Source organism: Streptomyces sp. NEAU-174, assembly GCF_052665095.1.
The window spans coordinates 342,737-362,489 of record NZ_JBQTCE010000011.1 but is presented as its reverse complement, the minus strand read 5'-3'; the positions used below and the strand labels follow the sequence as shown (position 1 = coordinate 362,489).

The following is a 19,753-nucleotide window of genomic DNA, read 5'->3' as shown; positions in this document are numbered from 1 at the left end:
CCCCTACTCTCCGTTGTCCCCGGCGGCGACGTGGCCGTCCTTGATGTACCGGGCGAGGTTGAGGTCATCGCCGTGCTCCTCGCGTACGCCCTCGGCCCACAGGGTCGTCTGGGTGCCCTCGTGCTTGACCATCCCCGGGCTCACCCCGATCCGGAAACCGCCCGGCAGCGGTTTGCCGTCCCGGTGGGGCAGGAAGTCCAGCGGGCTGGGTCCGTCGGAGGGGTAGACGGCGCAGTCGGAGAGGACCGCCACCGGGTACTGGCCGGTGGCCGCCGCCGTCTTGAGCATCTTGCGGTGCATATTGATCCGCGCCTTGGAGATGACCGCCGCGCGGATGTCGGGCCGCCACGTCGGGCGCTGGAGCGCCGGCCAGGGCTGACCCGGGCGCCAGCCACCGCCACGGGGGCGTTCGCGCAGCTTGCCGATGCCGCCCTTGACGGTCGCCTTGATCGCGGAGAGGACGATCGCCATCCGCGGGTCGGCCTGCCGGTGGCCGTCCATCGCGGTCAGGAACTCCCCCGGCTCCATCCCGGCGGTGACCCCCAGGTCGGCCATCGTGGCGATATAGGCGTCCCGCAGCCGGGTGTACCAGGCGTCCAGATAGCGGCCGTTGTCCGGGCGGAGGTACGCCTCGACGGGGGCGACACCGTAGCCGAGTTCGACGGCGTAGGCGACGGTCGGCGTGGCGTACCAGGCGGGCCCCGTCGGCCGCTCACCGGTCGGGGTGAAGGGGCTCGGCAGGCGCGGATCCAGCTCGACGTGGGAGAGGTCCACCAGCCATGAGCCGGGGATCTTCGGGTCGAACGGCGGTCGCTTGGCGTGCACGGGTGCGCCGAGGCCGAAGGCGGTGCCGTTTGCGGCCGCGGCGAAGGCCATGTTGACGTCGATGCCCACCACATAGCGCTTGGCGCACTCCTCGTCGGTGAGCGGCCGCGCCCAGTCGTACGCCTCCTCCACCAGGACCTCTTCGGGGGTGCGCTGGTGGAAGCGCGGCAGGTGGGCCAGGAGCGGGTGGCCGTCCGGGGCTTCGGGCGGGGCACACCGCACCGGCTGGGTGCCCAACGAGCCGGGGTTGTGCTCGCTGTGCCGTCGTCCATCGCTGTCCGGCTCACCGGCGCGGGTGGGCGGGTGCAGAGCGGTCATCAGCTCCAGACCGGTGACGGCGGTGGAGCCGCACGGGGTCATGACGCGGTCGGCGTACGTGCCGAGCAGCTGCGCCAGATCGGCGGGCGGCAACTGCGCGGCCGCGCCCCAGGAGCGGGCATCGAGGGCGTCCCAGCCCAGGACGCACAGCTGGACGCAGGCGCGCCGCGAGCCCTCGGCGGGGCGGTAGATCCGCGCCCATGGGCCGAGTCCACGCCGGGTGAGCCGCCAGTCGGCCTGCTCCAGCTGCTTGAGGACCTTGTGGCCCTCGGACAGCCGGCCGGCCCGCCGCTCCTCGTCGGTCAGCCGGGCCGGGAGGCCGAAGCGCACCACGGCGGCGTCGGTGAGCACCAGCACCGGGTCGGCGTCCCTGCCGTTGCGGTTCAGCCGTGGGGCGCCCAGCCGCGCCTCGGCCAGGGTCCAGTCCACGAGGGCGGGGAGGGACTTGGCCGGGGGGTCCAGGATCAGGCCCCCGGGGCAGTACGCCGCGAGCCGGCCCTCCGCGAAGTCCACGACCGCCAGCGGGCCGTTGGCGAAGCGTGGGTCCACGGCGGGGGTGGCGGCGGTGGGTTTGGCGCTCGCCGTGGCTGGCGCTGTCGCGGGTCGCCGCGCGTCCGGGCGCCGCGGTGTGGACGGCCTGGGCGGGCGGACCCGCTGCGGGGCCGGGGCCGGAGCGGGGAGTCCCGGCTCCTCCACGGCCGGGGCATGGACCGGCTCCTCCACCGCCGGAGTGGGGAGGCGCGGCGCTTCCACGGCGGGGGCGGGGAGCCCCGGGGCCTCGGCGGCCGGGGCGGGGAGGCCCGGCTCATCCGCGGCCGGGGCGGGGGGTTCCGACTCATCCGCGGCCGGGGCGGGGAAGCGGGCGGCCAGGCCCTTCAGGAGCCGGGCGTAGGCGGCGCGCTTCGGCTGTCGCGGCTCGGTCCTGCCGGATTCCCAATTGCCCACCGCTTCCCGGCGGATGTCCAGCGCCCTGGCGACCTCGGCCTGGCTCAGCCCCGCGGCCTCACGCAGCCTCTTGCGCTCGGCCGGCGCCGGCAGATCGTCCTGGGCGACCTGCTCCAGCAGCGCGTCGACGGCGCTGAACAACTCGTCCTCAGCGGGCACAGGGCTCACCTCCGGGCCGACCCTATCCCAATCGCTCCCCACAGCGCACGCTTAGTCGCACACTCAATCACTCCAATCGCAAACGGGCCGGCCGAAGGGGGCGGCCGGCCCGGCGATCGGCGGTGACGACGAACTCGTCGGTGAAGACGAACTGATTAATCGTCAACGCACTTGGGGTACTTCGAACCCCGATTGCAGTCGTGATAGTCGTACTTACTGACGCGGAACTTCTTCTCCCCGTCCCCCTTGGTCGGCTTGACGACCAAGTAGAACTTCTTCCCGTCCTTGACCTTGTCGGTCACCTGCCCGTCAGGGCCCCGGTCGAAATCCTGCGCGCAGCCGGCGAGCGAGGCAAAAGCGGTCATTACCAAAAGGGCGGCGGCAAGGCGACGCATATGGTGCTCCGATCAACTTGGGGACCGGCACAGTCTAAGAGAGACGCGTCATCGGCAGCACCGTCGTCCCCTGGTGGCTCGATGGCCGTCAGGCGCTTTTCGCCTTGTGTTTCTTGCGCGGGGCCCGCGTTACGCGCCGGTGACAGTGGGGACAGAGCCGTAACGGTGCAGGGGGACAACTCAAGGGCCGGGTGGTGGGTCGTAATGACCGGGAAATCCACCCACGGCACTTCAACCGACAGCACCGACATCACACGAACGGGGACCCACCCATGACGCACATCAAGCGTGCCCTGGCCGTCGCGGCAGTGACCGGGGCCGGCGCGGCCGCCCTCATGGTGGCCGCGCCCGCGGCCTCCGCGGCGCCCTCGCACGCGGCGTACAACGGCGCTTGCGGCTCCGGCTACACGGTCGTCAACTCCACCGAGGTCGGGGACAAGGGCACGGCGTATCTCACCTACAGCTCCGCCACGGGCAAGAACTGCCTGGTCGCGATCCGGAACGTCGCCGGTGACCCGGTCCCGATGACCATCTACCTCTCGCGGAGCGACACGGAGATCCACAACATCTACGACAGCGGCAACTACCGCTCCTACGCCGGGCCCATCTGCACGGACGCACGGGGCACCTGTGTGGACTGGTGGGGCTGGATCGACGGTGTGCGCTTCGAGAAGGCCAACACCAACTGCGGCTGACCTCCGGCCCGCTCGGTGCCCCGCACGCCCGTGGTGTGCGGGGCACCGCCGTTGAACGAGCCGTGACAGGCCCCCCGGCGATACGCGCTACGCGGTCACCTTGGCGAGGAACGCGGCGACGTTCGCCACGGTCCGCTCGATCTTCTGCTCCACGGTGAGCGACTCCTGCGGGCGCGATCCGGCGCCCGCGTCCTTCTTGCCCCGCACATACAGCGAGCAGCCGAGGTCGCTGCATATGTAGGCGCCCACCGAGTTGCCCTGCTGCCTGGCCTTCCCCGCCTTCGGCGCCACCATCAGGGACACGCCGCCCGTATGGGCCGTCAGGCAGATCGAGCACATGCTGCGCCGCGCCTGCCAGGAGGCGGGGCCGGGGCAGCGCAGCGCGAGGGCGGTCGGGCGGCCGTCCAGCACGGCGACCAGATAGGCACGGTCGGGGGCCTGCGGATCTCGCCAGCCGAGGTAGTCCAGGTCGTCCCAGGGCCGGTCGGCCAGGTCGCGCGGGACGGACAGGCGCTTGGCCTCGCCCTTGGAGCAGTTCACGAACGCGGCGCGGATCTCTTGCTCAGTCATCGGCTTCATAAACCGCACGCTAATTTGCCTAAACCCTTTAGGCAAATGCATAATCGACTCTGGCCGAGGAGAGGATGGGTATGGCACGGGCAGGACTCACCACGGAACGCCTGACCCAGGCCGGGGCGGAGCTCGCCGATGAGGTCGGCTTCGACCAGGTGACCGTCTCGGCGCTGGCCAGACGGTTCGACGTCAAGGTCGCGAGTCTCTACTCGCACCTGAAGAACTCCCAGGACCTCAAGACCCGGATCGCCCTGCTCGCCCTCGAGGAGCTCGCCGACCGCGCCGCCGATGCCCTGGCGGGACGGGCCGGGAAGGACGCCCTGATCGCCTTCGCCAACGTCTACCGCGACTACGCCCGCGAGCACCCCGGCCGCTACACCGCCGCCCGGCTCAGGCTCGACCCGGAGACGGCGGCCGCCAGCGCCGGGTTCAGGCACTCACAGATGACCCGGGCGATTCTGCGCGGCTATGACCTCACCGAACCGGACCAGACGCATGCGGTCCGGCTGCTGGGCAGCGTCTTCCACGGCTACGTCAGCCTCGAGATGGCGGGCAGTTTCAGCCACAGCGCCCCGGACAGCCAGGTGAGCTGGTCGCGGGCCCTGGACGCCCTCGACGCCCTGCTGCGGAACTGGCCCGCGCCCTGACGCGGCGCGTATCGCTCATCGCGGGTCCAGGAGAACCATACGTACATCCCTGATCAACAGGCTGGAACGATGCACACCACCGAGCACCACTGGATCACCACGCCCATCACCGCCGACATCCTTCGGGGCGCCCTGGACCTGGAGCACACCGCGCATGGACTGCTGCCGCACCGGCTGCCCGCCTGGGCCCGCACCCAGTGCGCCGATGGGCAGCTGGCCATGGCGGAGGCCCAGCCGTCCGGCGTACGGCTGGCCTTCCGGACCCGGGCCACCGCCGTCGAGCTGGACACGCTGCCCACCAAGCGGGTCTACGCGGGCGCCCCGCCCCGCCCGGACGGCGTCTACGACCTGCTGATCGACGGGCGCCTGACCGCCCAGTCCACGGTGACCGGCGGCAACACCCTGGCCATCGACCTGGCCACCGGGACCGCCGAGAGCCACCCCGGCCCGGCCGGCACCCTGCGCTTCACCGACCTCCCCGAGGCCGTCAAGGACATCGAGATCTGGCTGCCGCACAACGAGACCACCGAGCTCGTCGCCCTGCGCACCGACGCCCCCGTCGAGCCCGTACCGGACCGGGGGCGCAGGGTGTGGCTGCACCACGGCAGTTCGATCAGCCATGGCTCCGACGCCGCGAGCCCCACCGCCATCTGGCCCGCGCTCGCCGCCTCCCTCGGCGGCGTGGAACTGATCAACCTCGGTCTGGGCGGCAGTGCCATGCTCGACCCGTTCACCGCGCGGACGATGCGCGACACCCCCGCCGACCTGATCAGCGTCAAGATCGGCATCAATCTGGTCAACGGCGATCTGATGCGGCTGCGCGCCTTCGGCCCGGCGGTGCACGGCTTCCTCGACACCATCCGCGAGGGGCATCCCACCACGCCGCTGCTGGTCGTCTCCTCCATCCTGTGCCCCATCCACGAGGACACGCCCGGCCCCGCGGCCTTCGACTTCCAGGCGCTCGGCGCCGGAAAGCTGCGGTTCCTGGCCACCGGCGACCCCGCCGAGCGCGCGGCCGGGAAGCTGACGCTGGGTGTCATCCGGGATGAGCTGTCCCGGATCGTCGAGCAGCGGGCGGCCGACGACCCCCACCTCCACTACCTGGACGGCCGCGACCTCTACGGCGAGGCCGACGCCGCCGAACTGCCGCTGCCCGACGAGCTCCACCCGGACGCCGCCACTCACCGCCGTATCGGGGAACGCTTCGCCACGCTGGCCTTCGCCGCCGATGGCCCGTTCGCGGACCACGGCGCCTGACGCCGGGCTCCGTCCGGAACATCCGGTACAACGGGAAGGGACGAGGAGGAGCATCGACGCCCGTGCGAGGGAGGGCCGCGATGACGCCCGATGTGTGGGTGCGGGTCAACAGCGCGACGTTCGGCGGCCGTATGGTGCGCGCCGACATCATCGAGCAGGTCAGATGGGACAGAAAGACACCTCAGCACCTGATCCTGACCCTTCACAGCGGTGAAGAGGTCCGCCAGGACGTACGGGCCGGCGCGCCGGTCGACGACATGGACGACACCGAGGGCCCCGACCTCGCCGAGCAGTTGGTGAGCGCGATCGCGCGGGCCTCGGACCGGCCCGGTGGCCACATGCTGGAGCTGAGGCCCGATGAGGGCACCGGCGGCGTGGGGTGGCTCCGGACACCGCTGGTGGACAAGCCGTGGGCGGGGTGAGCCGGGGTCTTCCCCGGACGGCCCGCCCCCTGCGCCACCGCGGCGCCAGGCCCTACCCTGGTGGCCGTGCACATCTGCTTTGTATGCAGCGGGAACATCTGCCGGTCACCGTCCGCCGCGCTGGTCTTCGCCGAGCATCTGCGCCGGGCGGGACTCGACGGCGCGGTACGGGTCAGCAGCGCCGGTATCGGCCCCTGGCACGCCGGTGAGCCGATCGACGAACGGGCCGGCGAGCTGCTGGCACGGCACGGCTATCCGGTCGAACACGTCGCGGCCCAGATCGGTGCCGAGCACGCGGATGCCGAGCTGTTCCTGGCGATGGACCGTGGCCACGAGAAGGCGCTGCGCCGGCTGGTCGACGATCCGTCCCGGGTCAGGATGTTGCGGTCCTTCGACCCGGACGCCACCGGCGACCTGGACGTACCCGACCCGTACTACGGCGGCCCGGAGGGGTTCGACGAGGTGCTGGCCATGATCGAAGCCTCGGTGCCCGGCCTGCTGGCCCGGGTGCGCGAGCGCCTCGGTTCATGAGCGCCCGTGCCGAGGCCGGGACGGGCGAGGACCCCGGTGCCGCGGCGGCCCGCCTGACCGGCCGTCCGGCGACCCGACGGCGGCCGCTGTCCGCCATGCTCACCGAGGTCACCCTCGACGGCGGGCAGACGGTGATGGTCAAACGCGGTGACGATCCGGGCGCGGTGGAGGCCGAGGCGGCGGGGCTGCGCTGGCTGGCCGACGCCGGTACGGTTCGCGTTCCGGCGGTGCACGGCCACGATCGGCACTGGCTGGTCACCGACCAGGTGCCGGTCGGCCGGCCGAGCGCCCGGGCGGCGGTCCGGTTCGGCCGCGACCTGGCCGCCCTGCACGCCGTCGGCGCGCCCGCGTTCGGCGCCCCGCCGCCCGACGGCCCCACGGACGCGTACATCGGTATGGCCCCGATGCGCAATGTCACGGGCACCGACTGGCCGCGCTGGTACGCCGAGTACCGGGTGCTGCCCTATCTGCGGCGTGCCGTCGACGACGGCACGGTGCGCCACGGCGAGGCCGAGGTGATCGAGCGCGCGTGTGAGCGGCTGCCCGAGCTGACCGGACCGGCCGAGCGGCCCGCCCGGCTGCACGGCGATCTGTGGAACGGCAATGTCCTGTGGGGCGCCGACGGTCAGGCGTGGCTGATCGACCCGGCCGCGCACGGCGGTCACCGGGAGACCGATCTGGCGATGCTCCACCTGTTCGGCTGCCCGCATCTCGACCAGGTGCTGGAGGGCTACCAGGAGGTGGCGCCGCTCGCCGAGGGCTGGGCCGACCGCGTCGGACTGCACCAGCTCTTCCCGCTGCTGGTGCACACCGTGCTGTTCGGCCGCGGCTACGCCGGGCAGGCGGTCACCGTGGCCCGGGCTGCCCTGGCGCGGTGACCTGCCGCAACTCCTCGTACAGCCCGTCCAGGGCGGTGTGGTCGTCGTCCGTGCCGATGTGCGGGGCGGCGAACCAGCGTGCGTACTCGGCGATCTCGGAGAGGCGCCAGTCGAGCGCGAACAGCTCGACCATCGCCGGGTCGGGGCGCAGCCGGTCCCCCGCACCGGCCGCGAGCAGATCGGCGTAGTCCCGCTCGCGTGGCGCGAGGGCCAGCGACTCCCAGTCGACGAGCTTGAGCCCGCACGCGCCCACGACCTGGTTGTCGTTGTGCGGCTCACCGTGGGTGGTCACCCACTGGTCCCGGCGGGAGTGGGCGAGGTCCGCGAGTTCGAGGTAGCGGTCCGTCCAGCGGGTGATCGCGGCATCGTGTGCGGCGATCGCGGCCCGCGCCTCCTCCGCCAGCGGGCCGGACGTCCAGGGGCGCGCTGTCCGGGTCCGTAGCTCCCCCGCGAACCCGGGGCCGACCTGGGGAGTCCAGTGCCGCAGACCGGTCGGCGGTGTGGCGGCGTGCAGCGTGGCCAGCGCGGCCTCGACCTCGCGGACGTGCCGGGGCCGGCTCGCCTCCTCCTCGGTGGGGCTGCGCCCGTCCAGCCACGGCGTCACGCTGAGCGCACCCGCCTCGACGCCGATGGTGAACCGGCCGGACGACCGGGCGGGCAACGGCGCGCACACCACGTCCACACCGGCCGCGGCCAATGCGGCCGCCCCCGCGTAGGCGGCCTCCAGCGTGGCCTCGGTGTGCCGCGGCTCCAGCTGGTCCAGCGTCACGAACAGGGTCGTGCCGCCACCGGCCACCCGCCAGTGATGTGCGCCGAAACCCCAGGGCAGATACGCGACCTCGGCGACGTCCGGCAGCCAATGCGCGGCGACAGCCCGCGCGATCGCTTCGTCGCTGATGAAAGAGGGACGGGAGAGCACAGGGCCCGATCCTAGGGAGCGGGCGGCCCACCGTCACCGGAATTTCCGTCGACCCCGTGCCGCCGCCCCGCGAACGGAAACCGATGTGCCTGGTGGCCCGTCTTGGGGTGCGGAATCACACGGATGGGAAGCCATGGTGGAGCAAGTGGACGGCGGTACGTCGAGGCCGGTTCGGGCCGGGCGCCGGGTGGTGCGGTGGGCCCGGGGCGGGGACGCGCGGGGCGGGTCGCCCTGGACGCGGGGGCGGGTGCTCGCCGTACTGGCGGTGCTGACGGCCGGGCTGCTGGTGTTCCACCGGGCGGTGCCCAACTCCGTGGGGCACATGGGCAGTTTGCTGGAGGCGTTCCTGCCGTGGCTCGGCGTGGTGGTCGTGGCGCTGCTCGGCCTGGCGCTGCTGCGCCGTTCGGCCCTCGCGCTGGTGGCGCTGCTGCTGCCGGTGGCGGCGTGGACGTATCTCTTCGGCGGACTGTTCCTGCCCGGGGCGGAGCCCGGCCCGCGTGACCTGGTGGTGGTGCAGCACAACGTCAGCGATGAGAACGCCGATCCGGCGGGTACGGCGCGCGCCCTGGCCGGCGCCGAGCCGGATCTCATCGCGCTGGAGGAGCTGGTGCCCAGTGCGCTGCCGGTCTACGAGAAGACCCTCGCCCCGGACTATCCGTACCACGCCGTGCGGGGCACCGTCGGACTCTGGTCGAGGCATCCGCTCACCGATGCCCGGCCGTTGGACATCAAACCCCAGGGGATCGCGGAGGGGTGGAATCGTGGGCTGCGGACCACCGTCCACACGCCGCACGGCGCGATCGCGGCATATGTCGCACACCTGCCGTCGGTGCGCGTTCGGGCGAGTGGCCTCGCGTCCTCCTGGCGTGATGAGAGCGCCGGTCTGCTGGGCGGGGCCATCGCCGCCGAGAAACGTGATCGGGTGGTCCTGCTGGGCGATCTCAACGGCACGGTCGACGACCGTGGGCTGGCCCCGCTGACCTCGCGGATGAACGTGGCGGAGCGGGGCTTCGCCTTCAGCTTCCCCGCGGGTTTCCCGCTGGCCCGGATCGACCAGGTCATGGCCCGCTCGGCAACCGTCGGCCACATCCGCACCCTGCCCGCCACCGGCAGCGACCACCTGCCGGTCGCCGCCCGGATCGCATGGGGGTGACCGGAGAGCCCGGTCCGGCCACGGGCCCGCCACCGCGTCGCGGGTCGACTCTGGCGGGCACGCCGGCGCTCGGCCTGATGTCGCCGGTGGCGCGGGCCGCCGCCCACGGGCCCTGCTACGACGGGCGGTGCACGGTCACGGGATGGCATCCCGGCGCATGCGTCCGCGCCGGAGTGCCATCCGTAGTACGGTTCCGTCGTCACGCGCCGCGAACCGGAATCCTGCTCGGTCAGGACTCGCCTCGGCTGCCCATTCCGGCCCGACCATGACGAGGACCCAGAGCGATGCCACCGTCCCTCAGCAACTTCAACATGGACCTCCTGGTCCCGCTGCACGCCCTGCTGATGGAACGGAGCGTGACCAAGGCGGCGGAGCGCGTGGAGGTCACCCAGCCCTCGATGAGCACCTCGCTCGCCAAGCTCCGCCGCCACTTCAATGAGCCGCTGCTGGTCAGGGACGGCCGCCGCATGGTGCTGACTCCCTTCGCGGAGTCGCTGGTCCAGCCGGTCACGGAGATGCTGGAGGCGATCAGGGAGGTGGTGGGCGCCAACGCGGCCTTCGACCCGACCACCGACCGCCGGGTGTTCACCGTGACCGCCAGCGACTATGTGGCCATCGTTCTGCTGCGGCCGCTGCTGCGGGAGATCGACACCGCCTATCCCCATGTGCAGATCAAGGTCGCCCCGCTGAGCCACGGCATGGTCGACCAGCTCCGCAGGGGCCAGTGCGATCTGGTCATCTGGCCGCCCATGATCCAGGACAAGGAGCTGGAGACGTTCTCCAGCGCCACGTTGTTCACCGACGAGTTCGTGGCCGTGGTGGACCAGGACCACCCCGAGGTCGGTGACGTCCTGACCTCCGATCAGCTCTGCACCCTGCCGTACGTCCAGATCGGAGGGCCGCAGCCCACGATCGCCGACACCGTTCTCGCTCAACTCGGCCTGCCCCTGCGGGCCGTCGCCGCCACCGACAACTTCACCAACGCGGCCTGTCTGCTCCCCGGCACGCGCATGGTCGCGGTGATACAGCGGCGCCTGTTCGACCAGCTCGGCCCGAGTATCGGCCTTCGGACCGTGGCGCTCGATGTGCCGCTGCCACGGCTCGTCGAGTCGATGTACTGGCATCCCAGGAACACCATCGATCCCGCCCACCGATGGCTGCGGGAACGGGTCCTGCGCCTGTGCGCCACCGACCTTCCGGACCGGGCGCACGGTGACACCGGGCCCTCGCGGGGCGCGCGGCCCGACGGCTGATCACTTCGCGGGCGCGGCGAGGGCGGGGGGCCGGGTGCCGCACCGGCCCGGCGTCCGGGCCTGGTCCGGTTCCGGTTCCCGTTCCCGTTCCACCGACATGTCGAGGCCGATGCCGTTCATCTCCTCGAGGAAGCGCGGATAGGAGCCGCGGTAGGCGTTCGGGTAGGTGAGCCGGGTCTCACCGTCGGCCGCCGTGCCCGCGACGGCCAGGGACATCAGCACGCGGTGGTCGTTGAACGAGGACAGCTCGGCCCCGGTCAGCCGCTCGACACCGTGGCAGAGCAGTCGCTGCCCGCGCTGCTCGATCCGGGCGCCCATCCTGATGAGCTGAAGCATCGCCTCCACCCGGTCCGACTCCTTGAGCCTGACATGGGCCACGTTGTCCAACACGGTGGTGCCGTCCGCCAGCGCCCCGAGCACGGACAGCGCGGGCAGCGTGTCGGGCACCGCCCGGCAGTCGATCCGGGCGGGGCGCAGCCTGATCCCGTCGTGGCGGACGCGCACCATGCCGGTCGCCGGGTCGGCCGTCATCGGCAGGCCCATCCCGGCGACGATGTCCAGCAGATCCGCCTCGGGGTGGTCCACCTGGTCCACGGGGAGCGCGGGCAGCCCCCGGAAGAGCACATCCGCCGGGTGCAGCGCCGTCGCGGCCAGGCCGAAGGCGGCGGCTCCGACGTCGGGGGGCAGCACCACCGTTGCGGGGGTGGGGCATTGGCCGGGCTCGATGTCGAACCGCCGCCCGTTCCCGGAGACATCGACCCGCAGTCCGAACCGCCGCATCATCCGGACCGTCAGATCCACGTAGGAGCGCTCGTTGAACTCGCCCTCCACGGTGATGGTGCTCGGTCCGGTCGCGAACGGCGCCACCATGAGCAATCCGGAAATCCACTGCGAAAGAATGCCCTCGATGCGCGCATGGCCCCCTTTCGGGCGGCGCGGCCGTACGGAAATCGGCGGGCCGCCGGTGGGCGAATCGAGGTCGATACCGAGATCGGACAGGGCCTGTAGCTGCGGGCCTATCAGACGCCGGGGGAAGGACTTCTGCCCCACGATCGTCACCGGCGCGCTCGCGAGAGAGGCGAGCCCGGTGAGGAAATACAACGCCGTACCCGCGCTGCCCACCGAGACCTGTGATCGCAGCGGACGGTACGGACCCCCGTGCACGAGGAAGTCGTCCCCGTCCACCTCGATCCGCGTACCGAGGCCGCGCAGCGCGGTGATGGTGTGCCGGATGTGCTGCGCGTTCGACAGCCCTACGATGCGGCTGGTCCCGGGGGCGAGCGAGGCCAGCATCAGGGCGCGATGCGCGTGGTATTTCGAGGTCGGAACGGCGATCTGCCCTTTGACCTGATCGGATGACCGCTTCACGAGCAGTCGCATCCCACTCCCCCGATCCACCCGCTCACTCGAATCCACCATTGGCGGCGTCGAGATTCACGCTAGCCACCGCACAGCGCGCTCGGAAATCCCGAACTGCTTATGCCAGGCATCTCCCCCCGGGATATAAACCATTGCCACCCAGAAGATGCCGAACCAGACACATCGCCTCCGCGCTCACTTTTCGGTGATGCGGGCGGTCAGACGGGTCAGCAGGGGTACGCAGTCCCGCAGTTACCGCCGCTCGTCGGGGCTGAGGGTGTCGCGGATGGCGGTGCCCAGCCAGCCGGCGCGCTGGGTGCGCTCCCGCTGGAGGCGGGCGCGGCCGGCGTCGGTGATGTGCAGCAGGAGCTTGCGGCCGTCGCTGGGGTGGGGCTCGGTGCGCACCAGGCCGTCGCCGAGCAGTTCCTTGACGGATTTGGCGGCCGACTGGTGGGTAACTCCGCGCCGGTGCGCGAGGTCGGCCGTGGTCTGCGGGCCACCGCGGTCGAGGTGGCCGAGGATGGCGGCCCATGCGGCTCACCAAGTTCGGCCATGCCTGCGTCCGTATCGACAAGGACGGCCACCGCCTCGTCGTGGACCCGGGCGGCCTCACCGAACCGCACGCGCTGGACGGTGCGGACGCGGTCCTGGTGACCCACGAACACTTCGACCACTTCTCCGAGGAGGCACTCCGCGCCGGTTTCGAGGTGAGGGTCTACGGCACGTGGCACGCGCCCATCCACCCCGACATCCCGCCGGTCGGCAACGTCGGCTTCCTCATCGACGACGCCCTCTTCCACCCCGGGGACGCGCTCACCGTCCCGGATGCCACCGTCGACACCCTGCTGCTGCCGGTGCACGGTCCCTGGTCGACCACCGGACAGCTGATTGACTACGTGCGGGAGGTGGCCCCACGGGACGCCTACACCATCCACGACGGCGCCCTCAACGACGTCGGCAACGCGATGCTCGGCGGGTTCCTGGGCGCCAACGGCCCCGGCACGGGCGCCCGTTGCCACGGACTGGCGGCGGGCACCTCCGTCGACATCGGCTGAGTTCGCGGGCAGGGCCGCGAGGAACACCCCCCGGGGGCGGCCGGGGCGAGCGAGGCCCCGATGGCGGCCTGTGAGGGACGTCACAGTATGCGTGAGCCTTGTCTTCAGGTCATCATATGACCCGATCGCCGCAGGTGGCCGGGGCCGATCGCGCCCCGGACACCACAGCAAGCGCGGCGGCGCTCCCCCAGAAGTACAAGCCAAGGACGAGGAGGGGCATGAGCGACCAGGACAGGCCGGCGCGGCCGCGCGTGGGCGTGGTGGGGCTCGGGGCCATGGGGCTCGGCATGGCGCGCAGCCTGCGCGCCGCGGGCTACGACGTCGGGGTCCACGATCTGCGGCCGGAGGTGGCCGAGGGCTTCGCCCGCGACGGCGGAACGGTGTACGCCTCCCCCGGCGACCTGGCGGCCGCGGTGGACGTCGTGGTCAGTGTCGTGGTCAACGCGGCGCAGGTCGAGTCGGTGCTGTTCGGCGCAGACGGGGCCGCCGACCGGCTCCGCCCGGGGGCCGTCTTCGTGATGTGCTCCACGGTCGACCCGGGCTGGTCGGCGGAGCTCGGCGGCCGTCTGGCCGAGCGGGGCGCGCTCTACCTGGACGCCCCCATCTCCGGTGGCGCCGCGCGCGCGGCGGCCGGTGAGCTGACCATGATGACGTCGGGCCCCGCCGCGGCGTACGCGGTCGCCGACCCGGTGCTCGAGGCCATGAGCGACACGGTCTACCGCCTGGGCGAGCAGCCCGGTCTCGGCTCGAAGGTCAAGATCGTGAACCAGCTGCTCGCGGGGGTGCACATCGCCGCGGCGGCCGAGGCGATGGCCCTGGGTCTGAAGGCCGGTGTTCCGGCCGAGGCGCTCTACGAGGTCATCACGCACAGCGCGGGCAACTCGTGGATGTTCGAGAACCGGATGGCGCATGTGCTCGCCGGTGATTACACACCGCTGTCCGCGGTCGACATCTTCGTCAAGGACCTGGGGCTCGTCCTCGATGCGGCGAGGCCGGAGAGGTTCCCGCTTCCCCTGGCCGCCACCGCTCACCAGATGTTCCTCCAGGCGTCGGCGTCCGGCCTGGGCTCGGAGGACGACAGCGCGGTCATCAAGATCTTCCCCGGGGTCGATCTGCCCCAGCCGGTGGAGGCCTGACATGGGCGTCCGACTCGGCTGCATCGCCGACGACTTCACCGGCGCCACCGACCTGGCCAACAACCTGGTGCGGGCGGGCATGCGCGTGGTCCAGCTGATCGACGTACCGCCGCCCGGCGCCGAACGGCCGGTGGACGCGGACGCCGTGGTCATCGCGCTCAAGTCGCGCACGGTTCCGGCCGCCGACGCCGTCGACGCCTCGCTGCGGGCCCTCGCCTGGCTGCGGTCCGCCGGTGCCGAGCAGATCTACTTCAAGTACTGCTCGACCTTCGACTCGACACCGGCCGGCAACATCGGGCCGGTCACCGAGGCCCTGATGGACGCGCTCGGCACCGACTTCACCATCGCCACGCCCGCGTTCCCCGACAACGGGCGCACGGTCTTCAAGGGCCATCTCTTCGTCGGCGATGTACTGCTCAGCGAGAGCGGTATGCGCCATCACCCGCTCACCCCGATGACCGACCCCAATCTGGTCCCGGTGCTCGGCGCGCAGACCTCCCGAGCGGTCGGTCTGATCGACCACACGGTGGTCGGCCGCGACGCCACGGCGGTCCGGGCGCGGATCGACGAACTGCGCGAGCAGGGTGCCGGAATCGCCATCGTCGACGCCGTCTCCAACGACGACCTGGTGCGCCTCGGCGCTGCGGTGCAGGGGATGCCGCTCGTGACCGCCGGTTCGGGCCTGGCCATCGGGCTGCCCGCGAACTGGGGGTTCACACCGTCCCACGCCGCCGCCGCGCTGCCACCGCCCGGCGGCCACCGGGCCGTCATCTCCGGGTCGGTCTCCGCCGCCACCAACCAGCAGGTCCAGGAGTTCCTGCGCACCGGCCGGCCGGCGTTCAGCGTGGATCCGCTGCGGGTCGCGGCCGGTGAGGACGTGTCCGGCGAGGCGCTCGCCTTCGCCGAATCCCATCTGGCCGACGGGCCCGTCCTCTTCTACTCCACCGAGGCGCCCGAGGCGGTCCGCACCGTCCAGACCCGGCTCGGCGCCGCCGAGGCCGGCGAGCTGGTGGAGCGGACCCTGGCCCGGGTGGCCGAGGGCCTGGTGGAGCGCGGTGTGCGTCAACTCGTCGTCGCGGGCGGCGAGACCTCCGGAGCGGTCGTCCGGGCGCTCGGCGTCACCGGACTGCGCATCGGACCGCAGATCGACCCCGGTGTGCCCTGGTGCGCGGCGGCGCTGCCCGGCGGGGACACGCTCCACATCACGCTGAAGTCCGGCAACTTCGGTGGCCCCGCGTTCTTCACCGACTCCTTCGCCCTGCTCGACCGGGAGGTCTCATGACCGAGCTCCTCGACACCGCCGTGGACGAGGCCCGCGACGAGATCGTCCGGGTGGGCACCAGCCTGTTCAACCGGGGCTATGTGCACGCCAGCGCCGGGAACATCAGCGCCCGGATCGGTGACGGCCATCTGATCACACCCACCGACGCCGCCCTGGGCTTCCTCGAGCGCGACCGCCTCGCGCTGGTCGACGCCCAGGGGGAGCAGCGCGCGGGCGACCGCGCGAGCAAGACCCTGACGCTCCACCGGCGCATCTACGCGGCCGACCCCACGGCCCGGTTCATCATCCACACCCACTCCACCCACCTGGTCGCGCTCACCCTGGCCGGGGTGTGGAGCCAGGACGACGTACTCCCGCCGATCACGCCGTACTTCGTGATGAAGGTGGGGCACGTGCCGCTCATCCCCTATCACCGGCCCGGCGACCCGCGCGTGGCCGACCTGGTGACCGCCCGGATCGCCGACCACCTGGCGAGCCATACGCCGATCAGGGCCGTCCTGCTCGACCGGCTCGGGCCCGTGGTCTGGGGCCCGGACGCGGCCGCCGCCCTCGCCGTCCTCGAAGAACTCGAGGAGACGGCACGTCTCTGGCTCCTGACCGACCGTCGACCGGAACCTCTCACCACCGACGCGATCGACGAACTGAGGACGACGTTCGGCGCCGCTTGGTGACCTGTCGCTCCCCCCCGTCCCGGTTCCCTCCCCCGACCCCGCATCCCCGTCCCCATCCCCTCCCCCGTCCCCCTCCCCGTCGCAGAATCCCTGAGCCGCTAAAGGATTCCGTCATGCCCATGCCCGCAGTGGCGGCCGAGACGCCCGCGCTTGCCCGCGAGAACACCGTCTACCGCAAGGTCGTACGCCGCATCGTCCCCTTCCTCATCCTGTGCTACGTGGCCTCCTACCTGGACCGGGTCAACGTCGGCTTCGCGAAGCTCCAGATGTCCGATGACCTCGGGTTCAGCGAGGCGGCGTACGGCCTGGGGGCGGGCCTGTTCTTCATCGGCTACTTCATCCTGGAAGTGCCCTCGAACCTGATGCTGCAACGCGTCGGAGCCCGCACCTGGATCGCCCGCATCATGATCAGCTGGGGCCTGGTCTCGGCGGCGTTCATGTTCGTCACCAACGAGGTGACGTTCTATGTGCTGAGGTTTCTGCTCGGTGCCGCGGAGGCGGGGTTCTACCCCGGGGTGATCCTCTACTGCACCTACTGGTTCCCCTCGCACCGCCGGGCCCGCGTGATCGCGATGTTCATGTCGGCCATCCCGGTGGCGGGCATCTTCGGCAATCCGCTCTCCGGCTGGATCATGGACAGTTTCCAGGGTGTGAACGGCTGGCAGGGCTGGCAGTGGATGTTCCTGCTGGAGGCGGTCCCCGCGCTCCTCGTCGGTGTCCTCACGCTCTTCTACCTGGACGACGGCGTGCGGGACGCGAAGTGGCTGACCGATGAGGAGAAGGCCGTCGTCGAGCGGGCGGTCGCCGAGGACGGCGCGCACCGGACCGTGCACGGCCGGGTCCTGGACGCCTTCCGTGAGCCCAGGGTGTGGCTGATGTGCCTCATCTACTTCTGCTTCGTGATGGGCCAGTACGCCCTGACCTTCTGGATGCCCACGTTCGTCGAGTCCACCGGCATCGACGGCAACCTCGCGATCGGCGTGCTCAGCGCCGTGCCGTTCCTTGCCGCCCTCGTCGCGATGAACCTGTTCGGCCGCTCGGCGGACAAGCGCCGCGAGCGACGCTGGCACCTGGTCGTCCCGAGCCTGATGGGCGCCGTCGGGTTCTCGCTGTCCGCCGTGTGGAACGGGTCCACCGTCCTGTCCCTGACCGCGCTGTCCGTGGCCGCGGCCGGGGTGCTGACCTGCGCCCCGCTGTTCTGGTCGCTCCCCACCGCGTTCCTGGGCGGCACCGCGGCGGCGGCGGGCCTCGCCATCATCAACTCGGTGGGCAACCTGGCCGGTTTCGTCAGCCCCTACATGATCGGCGCGCTCAAGGACGCCACCGGCTCGGCGTCGATCCCGATGTACGTCCTGGCCCTCACTCTGGTCGTGGGCGCCGCCGCGGTGCTCACCACCAAGAAGCAGGTCGTCAACCGCTGACCGGGACGTCCCGGCCCGAACGCAGGAGCCAGCATGCCGAGGTTCGCCGCGAACCTGTCCATGATGTACGCCGAACACGACTTCCTCGACCGCTTCGCCGCCGCGGCGGCGGACGGCTTCGAGGCCGTCGAGTACCTCTTCCCTTACGCGTACGACGCCACCGAGCTGCGCCGCAGGCTCGACGACCACGGTCTGCGGCAGGTGCTCTTCAACGCGCCTCCCGGTGCCTGGGAGTCCGGGGAGCGCGGGATCGCGGCGCTGCCCGGGCGCGAGGCGGAGATGCGCTCCGGGATCGGCCGGGCCCTGGAGTACGCGGCGGAGCTCGGCTGCCCACGGGTGCATGTGATGGCCGGGCTGGTGGGGCCGGGCGATCCGGCCGAGCACCGCGACACCTATCTGGCCAATCTCGCCTGGGCCGCGGAACGGGCCACCGCGGCGGGCGTCGACATCCTGATCGAGCCGATCAACGGCCGTGACATGCCCGGCTACTTCCTGAACCGGCAGTCCGAAGCGCACACCGTGGTACGGGAGGTGGGAGCCCCGAACCTCAAGGTGCAGCTCGACCTCTACCACTGTCAGATCGTCGAGGGCGACCTCACCACGACCCTGCGCCGTGACCTGCCGACCGGCCGGGTCGGCCATCTTCAGATCGCGGGCGTGCCCGATCGCCATGAGCCCGACCGGGGCGAGCTCGACATCCGCCATCTGTTCGGCGTCATCGACGACCTGGGCTTCGACGGGTGGATCGGCTGTGAGTACATCCCCCGCGCCGGCACGAGCGAGGGGCTCGGCTGGCGCCACGACTACCGAGGAGACAACGCATGAGGATCGTCATCACGGGTGGCTTCGGCTTCCTGGGCCGGCGGGTCGCCGCCGCACTGCTCACGTCACGGACGTTCCGCGGTGCGCCGATCGACCGGCTGGTGCTCGCCGACCGGGTGGTGCCGCCCGGTTCGGCGGCGGACGACCCCCTCGTGGACATCGTCCAGGGCGATCTGGCCGACCGTCTTGACGAGGTGTTCGCGGAGCCGGTGGATGTGCTGATCCATCTCGCCGCCGCGGTCTCGGCCGAGTGCGAGGCCGACTTCGACCTCGGTATGAGCGCCAATGTGGACACCACACGCGCGGTGCTGGAGGCCGCGCGGACCCAGTCGGCCGCCGGCGGGCCGGTGCCGCGGGTGGTGTTCTCCAGCAGCGTCGCCGTCTACGGTTCCGACCCCGCGCTGCCGCTGCCGCCGGTCGTCAGCGAGGCCACCCTGCCCACACCGCGGTCGAGCTACGGGATCCAGAAGCTCGTCTGCGAGCAGCTGATCGCGGACTACACCCGCCGCGGTTTCCTGGACGGGCGCGTCGCCCGGCTGATGACCGTGTCGGTACGGCCGGGCAAGCCGAACGCGGCCGCCTCCGGCTTTCTGTCCGGCATCATCCGCGAGCCGCTCGCGGGCCTCCCGGCCGCCTGCCCGGTCCACCCCGAGCTGAAGGTGGCCCTGGCCTCGCCACGGCGCACGGTCGAGGGCATCCTCCGGGTCGCGGAGGCGGAGCGCGGTGCCGGGCCTGGCCGGATCGACGGCGGGGTGCCGGTCAACCTTCCGGCGCTCACGGTCTCGGTCGCCGACATGCTGAGCACGCTGCGGCGGGTGGCCGGCGACGCGGTCGCCGACCTGGTGACGGTCGCGCCCGACCCCGACGTCGAGGCCATCGTCGGCTCGTGGCCCGCCGTGTTCGACAACGCGCGCGCCGCGGCGCTCGGGCTGGCCCCCGATCCGGATTTCGCCTCGGTGGTGCGTGCCTATCTCGAAGACCACGCTGACGCGGTGGTGGGCGGTGCGCGCTCTTAGGGGGTGTCCGACGGATCGTGA

At 71.7% G+C, this 19,753-nt stretch carries 20 protein-coding genes and 1 pseudogene; 15 read left to right on the top strand and 6 right to left on the bottom strand.

Annotated elements, in window-relative coordinates:
- Positions 1–3 precede the first annotated feature (3 nt).
- Both tap and ACT2CW_RS30535 read right to left on the bottom strand, forming a co-directional pair.
- Positions 4–2,247, bottom strand: a complete 2,244-nt coding sequence (gene tap, locus ACT2CW_RS30540) for a telomere-associated protein Tap (protein ID WP_445518955.1) — start codon at positions 2,245–2,247, stop codon at positions 4–6.
- 155 nt (positions 2,248–2,402) lie between these two features.
- Positions 2,403–2,642 carry a hypothetical protein gene (locus ACT2CW_RS30535; RefSeq protein WP_037955849.1) on the bottom strand — a complete coding sequence of 80 codons (240 nt, stop codon included), beginning with the start codon at positions 2,640–2,642 and terminating at the stop codon, positions 2,403–2,405.
- Between the two features lie 272 nt (positions 2,643–2,914).
- Between ACT2CW_RS30535 and ACT2CW_RS30530 the strand changes: the two genes are divergently transcribed.
- Positions 2,915–3,337, top strand: coding sequence for a spore-associated protein A (locus ACT2CW_RS30530; protein WP_445518954.1), 423 nt, complete (start codon positions 2,915–2,917; stop codon positions 3,335–3,337).
- A gap of 87 nt (positions 3,338–3,424) precedes the next feature.
- Here ACT2CW_RS30530 and ACT2CW_RS30525 read toward each other — a convergent pair whose 3' ends face one another.
- Positions 3,425–3,916, bottom strand: a complete 492-nt coding sequence (locus ACT2CW_RS30525; RefSeq protein ID WP_445518953.1) for an FBP domain-containing protein — start codon at positions 3,914–3,916, stop codon at positions 3,425–3,427.
- A 71-nt stretch (positions 3,917–3,987) separates the two neighbouring features.
- On the opposite strand from ACT2CW_RS30525, the gene ACT2CW_RS30520 reads away from it, so the two are divergent.
- From ACT2CW_RS30520 to ACT2CW_RS30500, 5 genes are all read left to right on the top strand, one after another.
- A complete protein-coding gene (locus ACT2CW_RS30520) occupies positions 3,988–4,557 on the top strand; it encodes a TetR/AcrR family transcriptional regulator (protein ID WP_164423798.1) in 570 nt (189 codons plus the stop codon).
- Positions 4,558–4,626: 69 nt separating this feature from the next.
- Complete coding sequence (locus ACT2CW_RS30515) at positions 4,627–5,814, top strand: GDSL-type esterase/lipase family protein (RefSeq protein WP_445518952.1); 1,188 nt, start codon at positions 4,627–4,629, stop codon at positions 5,812–5,814.
- A gap of 80 nt (positions 5,815–5,894) precedes the next feature.
- Positions 5,895–6,236 carry a hypothetical protein gene (locus tag ACT2CW_RS30510; RefSeq protein ID WP_037955857.1) on the top strand — a complete coding sequence of 114 codons (342 nt, stop codon included), beginning with the start codon at positions 5,895–5,897 and terminating at the stop codon, positions 6,234–6,236.
- A gap of 66 nt (positions 6,237–6,302) precedes the next feature.
- On the top strand, positions 6,303–6,767 hold the full coding sequence (locus ACT2CW_RS30505; protein ID WP_037955859.1) for a low molecular weight protein-tyrosine-phosphatase: 465 nt from the start codon (positions 6,303–6,305) through the stop codon (positions 6,765–6,767).
- Positions 6,764–7,645, top strand: a complete 882-nt coding sequence (locus ACT2CW_RS30500) for a fructosamine kinase family protein (protein ID WP_445518951.1) — start codon at positions 6,764–6,766, stop codon at positions 7,643–7,645. Before ACT2CW_RS30505 ends, ACT2CW_RS30500 begins: the two co-directional genes overlap by 4 nt.
- Here ACT2CW_RS30500 and ACT2CW_RS30495 read toward each other — a convergent pair.
- On the bottom strand, positions 7,614–8,564 hold the full coding sequence (locus ACT2CW_RS30495) for an aminoglycoside phosphotransferase (RefSeq protein WP_445518950.1): 951 nt from the start codon (positions 8,562–8,564) through the stop codon (positions 7,614–7,616). The two genes, ACT2CW_RS30500 and ACT2CW_RS30495, sit on opposite strands and share 32 nt — an antisense overlap.
- Positions 8,565–8,697: 133 nt before the next feature.
- On the opposite strand from ACT2CW_RS30495, the gene ACT2CW_RS30490 reads away from it, so the two are divergent.
- Both ACT2CW_RS30490 and ACT2CW_RS30485 read left to right on the top strand, forming a co-directional pair.
- The gene (locus ACT2CW_RS30490; protein ID WP_445518949.1) at positions 8,698–9,717 is read left to right on the top strand and encodes an endonuclease/exonuclease/phosphatase family protein; all 1,020 of its coding nucleotides are present in this window, start codon (positions 8,698–8,700) and stop codon (positions 9,715–9,717) included.
- A 284-nt stretch (positions 9,718–10,001) separates the two neighbouring features.
- Positions 10,002–10,970, top strand: a complete 969-nt coding sequence (locus ACT2CW_RS30485) for a LysR family transcriptional regulator (RefSeq protein ID WP_445518948.1) — start codon at positions 10,002–10,004, stop codon at positions 10,968–10,970.
- Here ACT2CW_RS30485 and ACT2CW_RS30480 read toward each other — a convergent pair whose 3' ends face one another.
- Positions 10,971–12,350, bottom strand: coding sequence for a 3-phosphoshikimate 1-carboxyvinyltransferase (locus tag ACT2CW_RS30480; RefSeq protein WP_445518947.1), 1,380 nt, complete (start codon positions 12,348–12,350; stop codon positions 10,971–10,973). It lies immediately after the preceding gene.
- A gap of 231 nt (positions 12,351–12,581) precedes the next feature.
- Positions 12,582–12,857 (bottom strand): annotated as a pseudogene (locus tag ACT2CW_RS30475) (MarR family winged helix-turn-helix transcriptional regulator); the annotation flags it as partial.
- A gap of 2 nt (positions 12,858–12,859) precedes the next feature.
- On the opposite strand from ACT2CW_RS30475, the gene ACT2CW_RS30470 reads away from it, so the two are divergent.
- The 7 genes from ACT2CW_RS30470 (at position 12,860) to denD (ending at position 19,732) form a co-directional block, all read left to right on the top strand.
- Positions 12,860–13,384, top strand: coding sequence for an MBL fold metallo-hydrolase (locus tag ACT2CW_RS30470; RefSeq protein WP_445518946.1), 525 nt, complete (start codon positions 12,860–12,862; stop codon positions 13,382–13,384).
- A gap of 218 nt (positions 13,385–13,602) precedes the next feature.
- Complete coding sequence (ltnD, locus tag ACT2CW_RS30465; protein ID WP_445518945.1) at positions 13,603–14,520, top strand: L-threonate dehydrogenase; 918 nt, start codon at positions 13,603–13,605, stop codon at positions 14,518–14,520.
- 1 nt (position 14,521) lies between these two features.
- On the top strand, positions 14,522–15,802 hold the full coding sequence (otnK, locus tag ACT2CW_RS30460; RefSeq protein ID WP_445518944.1) for a 3-oxo-tetronate kinase: 1,281 nt from the start codon (positions 14,522–14,524) through the stop codon (positions 15,800–15,802).
- Entirely contained in the window at positions 15,799–16,473 is a 675-nt protein-coding gene (locus ACT2CW_RS30455) for a class II aldolase/adducin family protein (protein WP_445518943.1), read from the top strand. The genes otnK and ACT2CW_RS30455 overlap by 4 nt, the downstream gene beginning before the upstream one ends.
- A gap of 113 nt (positions 16,474–16,586) precedes the next feature.
- On the top strand, positions 16,587–17,894 hold the full coding sequence (locus ACT2CW_RS30450; protein ID WP_138913045.1) for an MFS transporter: 1,308 nt from the start codon (positions 16,587–16,589) through the stop codon (positions 17,892–17,894).
- Between the two features lie 33 nt (positions 17,895–17,927).
- Entirely contained in the window at positions 17,928–18,719 is a 792-nt protein-coding gene (otnI, locus tag ACT2CW_RS30445) for a 2-oxo-tetronate isomerase (RefSeq protein ID WP_445518942.1), read from the top strand.
- Complete coding sequence (denD, locus tag ACT2CW_RS30440; protein ID WP_445518941.1) at positions 18,716–19,732, top strand: D-erythronate dehydrogenase; 1,017 nt, start codon at positions 18,716–18,718, stop codon at positions 19,730–19,732. The genes otnI and denD overlap by 4 nt, the downstream gene beginning before the upstream one ends.
- Positions 19,733–19,753 lie beyond the last annotated feature (21 nt).

Excerpts from the sequence above, each read along its gene's own strand:
- ACT2CW_RS30480 (WP_445518947.1), bottom strand. The coding sequence starts at position 12,350 with ATGCGACTGCTCGTGAAGCGGTCATCCGATCAGGTCAAAGGGCAGATC.
- ACT2CW_RS30500 (WP_445518951.1), top strand. The coding sequence starts at position 6,764 with ATGAGCGCCCGTGCCGAGGCCGGGACGGGCGAGGACCCCGGTGCCGCG.
- ltnD (WP_445518945.1), top strand. The coding sequence starts at position 13,603 with ATGAGCGACCAGGACAGGCCGGCGCGGCCGCGCGTGGGCGTGGTGGGG.
- denD (WP_445518941.1), top strand. The coding sequence starts at position 18,716 with ATGAGGATCGTCATCACGGGTGGCTTCGGCTTCCTGGGCCGGCGGGTC.
- otnI (WP_445518942.1), top strand. The coding sequence starts at position 17,928 with ATGCCGAGGTTCGCCGCGAACCTGTCCATGATGTACGCCGAACACGAC.
- ACT2CW_RS30485 (WP_445518948.1), top strand. The coding sequence starts at position 10,002 with ATGCCACCGTCCCTCAGCAACTTCAACATGGACCTCCTGGTCCCGCTG.
- ACT2CW_RS30515 (WP_445518952.1), top strand. The coding sequence starts at position 4,627 with ATGCACACCACCGAGCACCACTGGATCACCACGCCCATCACCGCCGAC.
- ACT2CW_RS30455 (WP_445518943.1), top strand. The coding sequence starts at position 15,799 with ATGACCGAGCTCCTCGACACCGCCGTGGACGAGGCCCGCGACGAGATC.
- ACT2CW_RS30510 (WP_037955857.1), top strand. The coding sequence starts at position 5,895 with ATGACGCCCGATGTGTGGGTGCGGGTCAACAGCGCGACGTTCGGCGGC.
- ACT2CW_RS30530 (WP_445518954.1), top strand. The coding sequence starts at position 2,915 with ATGACGCACATCAAGCGTGCCCTGGCCGTCGCGGCAGTGACCGGGGCC.
- otnK (WP_445518944.1), top strand. The coding sequence starts at position 14,522 with ATGGGCGTCCGACTCGGCTGCATCGCCGACGACTTCACCGGCGCCACC.
- ACT2CW_RS30490 (WP_445518949.1), top strand. The coding sequence starts at position 8,698 with ATGGTGGAGCAAGTGGACGGCGGTACGTCGAGGCCGGTTCGGGCCGGG.
- ACT2CW_RS30520 (WP_164423798.1), top strand. The coding sequence starts at position 3,988 with ATGGCACGGGCAGGACTCACCACGGAACGCCTGACCCAGGCCGGGGCG.
- ACT2CW_RS30450 (WP_138913045.1), top strand. The coding sequence starts at position 16,587 with ATGCCCATGCCCGCAGTGGCGGCCGAGACGCCCGCGCTTGCCCGCGAG.
- ACT2CW_RS30525 (WP_445518953.1), bottom strand. The coding sequence starts at position 3,916 with ATGAAGCCGATGACTGAGCAAGAGATCCGCGCCGCGTTCGTGAACTGC.
- ACT2CW_RS30535 (WP_037955849.1), bottom strand. The coding sequence starts at position 2,642 with ATGCGTCGCCTTGCCGCCGCCCTTTTGGTAATGACCGCTTTTGCCTCG.
- ACT2CW_RS30470 (WP_445518946.1), top strand. The coding sequence starts at position 12,860 with ATGCGGCTCACCAAGTTCGGCCATGCCTGCGTCCGTATCGACAAGGAC.